Here is a 4,085-nt window from a genome sequence, read left to right as displayed (position 1 = left end):
GAGCCGCTGCTGCGGGTCCATGGCCAGGGCCTCGCGCGGCGAGAGCCCGAAGAAGTCGGGGTCGAAGTCGGCGGCGTCGTAGAGGAAACCGCCGGACCAGACCGACGTCGTCCCCGCCCGGTCCGGATCCGGGTCGAAGAGATCCCCGGCGTCCCAGCCGCGGTCGGTGGGGAAGTCGGAGATCGCGTCGACACCCCGGTCGACNGAGCTGACGCCGCCGGGATACCGGCACGCCATGCCGACGATCGCGATCGGCTCGTCGTCGGCCGCGCGCGTTGCCGGAAGGCTCGGCTCGGCGTCGTCGTCCGCCGACAGTCCGTACTGCGCCAGCAGGTGGTCGGCCAGGGCGACCGCGCTGGGATGGTCGAAGACGAGCGTGGCCGGCAGCCGCAGACCGGTCACCGTGTTGAGGCTGTTGCGCAGCTCGACGGCCATGAGGGAGTCGAACCCGAGGTCCCGGAACGCGTCGGTGGGCGGCACCGTGTCGGGCGAGGAGTGCCCGAGCGCGGCGGCGACCTGGGCCAGGACGGTGTCCAGCGCCACCCGCGAGCGCTCGGCCGGAGGCAGCGCGGCCAGCCGTTCCCGCAGCCCGCCCGTGGCGCCGACGGTGGAGTGCGCGCTCGCCGTGCGCGGCCCGCGCGCGCCGAGCAGCCCGTGGAGGACGGCGGGCAGCGCCTCCGGCCCCGCGGTGCGCAACGCGCGCGGGTCCAGCCGCACCGGCAGCAGCACGGGCTCCGGGGCCGCGCAGACGAGGTCGAAGAGGGCGAGCGCCTCGTCGTCGGCCAGGGGAGCGACGCCGCTCCGGGCGATCCTGGCCCGGTCCGCCTCGCTGAGTGCGGCGGTCAGCCCGCTGGCCGTGCCCCACAGGCCCCAGCCGATCGACGTCGCGGGCAGCCCCGCGGCGCGACGACGGTGGGCGAGCGCGTCCAGCCGGGCGTTGGCCGCCGCGTAGGCGCCCTGGCCCGCCCCGCCCAGCACCGAGGCGGCTGAGGAGAACAGGATGAACGCCTCCAGCGGCAGGTCCCGGGTCAGCTCGTGCAGGTGCTCGGCGGCGACGGCCTTCGGGGCGAGGACCCGGTCGAGCCGGGCCTCGTCGAGCGAACCGATCAGGCCGTCCTCCACCACGGCCGCCGTGTGGACGACCGCCGACAGCGGGTGCTCGGCCGGGACCTCCGCCAGCAGTGTCGCGAGCGCGTCGCGGTCGGCGACATCGCAGGCGGCGACGGTGACCTCCGCGCCCAACGCGGACAGTGCGGCGCGCAGTTCCTCCGCCCCCTGGGCCTCCGGCCCCCGTCGGCTGACCAGCAGCAGACGTCGGACGCCGTGGTCCCGCACCAGATGCCCGGCCACCAGGCCGCCCAGCGTCCCCGTGCCGCCGGTGACGAGAACGGTGCCGTCTCCGTTCCAGCGAGGCGCCGCCGCCGACCCGGCCTCCGGCCGGCCCGGTCGGTGCCGGACGAGCCGGGGAACGCTGACGTTCCCGCCCCGGAGAGCGAGTTGCGGCTGGCCCGTGGCCAGCGCGGTGCCCACGACACGCCGCCGCCCCGCGTCGCCGTCGCCTTCATCCGCGCCGTCGGTGTCGTCGTCCAGGTCGACCAGCACCAGGCGGCCCGGCTCCTCGGACTGCACCGAGCGCAGCAGCCCCCACACCCCGGCCCCGCCCGGCTCGGGGACCTCCTCCGGGCCTACGGCCACCGCTCGGCGGGTCAGGACGACGAGCCGGGCGCCCGGTCGCGTCGCGGGCTCCCCCGCCAACCAGCCGCGCACCTCGCGCAGGGCCCGGCGGAGTACCGCGTCCGGGTCCCCGGACTCTCCGCCCACGTTCCGCAGGTCCAGCACGGTGGTCGCGTTCTCGTCCTCGTCCTCGTCCCCGGCCGCCGGGGCCGACGCCGGGGTCGCCGCCGGGGCCGACGCCGGGGTCGCCGTCGCGGCCGTCGCCGGGTCGAGTGGACGCCACTCCAGCCGGTGGAGCGAGTCCGCCCGCACCGAGGTCCCCGCGGTGGGCACGTCGCCCGGGTCGACGGGCCGGGTTCGCAACGAGCCGACGGACACCACCGGTTGCCCCGCCGCGTCCCACGCGGTCACCGCGACCCCGTCGTCTCCGGTCGGCGTCAACCGCACCCGCAACGTCCGCGCGCCGACGGCGTCCAGGTGCACGTCCGTCCACGTGAACGGCAGGCGGGTTCCCTCCCACAGGCCGCTCAGGGCGGTGCCGTGCAGGGCCGCGTCGAGCAGTGCCGGGTGAGCGCCGAACCGGTCGGCCTCCTCCGCCGCGTCCTCCGGCAGGGCGACCTCCGCGAGGATCTCGTCGCCCAGCCGCCAGGCCGCCCGAAGCCCCCGGAAGGCAGGGCCGTAGCTCAGGCGCATCGACGCGAACTCCGCATACAGCTCACCCACGTCGAGGGGATCGGCACCGGCAGGCGGCCACACGGCGGACTGGCCCGACGTGTGCGCGTCCGGGGCCGACGGCTCGGCCGGAGCCAGGGTGCCCGCCGCGTGTTCCGTCCACGGCTCCTCGGTACGGCGGGTCAGCTCCGCGAACGCGTCGGCCCGCCGCGCGAGGACGCGTACCCGCCGACGGCCCTCGTCGTCGGGCTCTTCCACCAGCACCTGAACCTGTACCGTGCCGGTCTCCGGAAGCGGTAGCGGCGCGTGCAGTGTCAGCTCCTCGACGACGTCCGCACCCACCCGTGCCCCCGCGCACAGGGCGAGTTCGAGAAGCGCGGTGCCGGGGACGAGGACGGTCTCGCCCACCCGGTGATCGGCCAGCCACGGATGCGTGCGCAGCGACCACCTGCCCGTCAGGGCCAGCCGGTCACCGTCCGCGAGCGGCGTCACGGTGTCGAGGAAGGGGTGCTCGTCGGCCAGGGCGGAACGGCCCCCCGCCCCGGGCGCCAGCCAGAACCGACGGTGTTGGAAGGGGTAGGTGGGGAGGTCGGTGGTGTGGGTGGTGGGGGTGAGGTGGTGCCAGTTGGGGGTGTGGGTGCCGTGGGTGTGGAGGTGGGCGAGGGTGGTGAGGAGTGAGTGGGGTTCGGGTTGGTTGGTGTGGAGGGTGGGGTGGTGTGTGCCGGGGTGGTGTTGGGCGTGGGTGGTGAGGGTGTGGCCGGGGCCGAGTTCGAGGGTGGTGGTGATGTGGTGTTGGTGGTGGAGGGTGTGGAGTGCGTGGTGGAAGCGGACGGTGTTGCGGATGTGGTGGGTCCAGTAGGTGGGGGTGGTGGGGTCTCCGGTGGTGTTGGTGGCCAGGGGGGTGGTGGGTTGGTGGTAGGTGAGGGTGGCTGCGGTGTGGTGGAAGTCGCCGAGCATGCCGTCCATGTGGTGGGAGTGGAAGGCGTGGGAGACGCGGAGTTCGGTGGTTTTGCGGCCTTGGTGGTGGAAGTGTTGGGCGATGGTGCGGACGGTGTCGGTGTCGCCGGAGATGACGGTGTCGTGGGGGCTGTTGAGGGCGGCGATGGAGACGTGGTCGTTGAGGTGGGGTTGTATTTCTTCTTCGGTGGCGTGGATGGCGGTCATGGTGCCGCCGGTGGGCATGGTTTGCATGAGGCGGCCGCGGGTGGCCACGAGGTGTGCGGCGTCGGTGAGGGTGAGGATTCCGGCGCAGTGGGCGGCGCTGAGTTCGCCCAGGGAGTGGCCGGTGAGGAGGTCGGGGGTGATGCCGTGGTGGGTCAGGAGGTGGTAGAGGGCGGTTTGGTGGGCGAAGAGGGCGGGTTGGGCGTAGTGGGTCTGGTCGAGGAGGGTGGCTTCCTCGGTGTCGGGTTCGGCGAACATGAGATNCGAGGGCGTTGCAGGCTTCGTCCAGAGCGTGGGCGAAGACGGGGAAGGCGGTGTGGAGCTCGCGTCCCATGCCCGGACGCTGACTTCCCTGACCCGAGAACAGAAACGCCGTCCGCCCCGTCGTGACGGTGCCGGGCTCCGGACCGGTGACGAGGTTCGGGTGCCGGGTCCCGGTCGCGAGTGCCGTGAGCGCCTCGCGATCGGCGCCGAGGACGACCGCGCGTTCGGCGAGCGTTGCCCGACCGGTGGCCAGGGTGTGCGCCACGTCGGCTGGTGCCAGTTCGGGGTGGGTGTGGAGGTGTTGGGTGAGGCGT

At 74.3% G+C, this 4,085-nt stretch carries 1 protein-coding gene; it reads right to left on the bottom strand.

Annotated elements, in window-relative coordinates:
- A partial coding sequence (locus HPT28_RS26345) for an SDR family NAD(P)-dependent oxidoreductase (RefSeq protein ID WP_219094479.1) occupies nucleotides 1-3,765 on the bottom strand: 3,765 nt, incomplete at its 3' end.
- Between the last annotated feature and the right edge of the window lie 320 nt (nucleotides 3,766-4,085).

The sequence above is a fragment of the Streptomyces sp. JJ38 genome (genome assembly GCF_019303475.1).
Lineage (GTDB): Bacteria > Actinomycetota > Actinomycetes > Streptomycetales > Streptomycetaceae > Streptomyces.
Note: the sequence above shows the minus strand (reverse complement) of the source record. Positions and strands in the feature narration are given on the sequence as shown.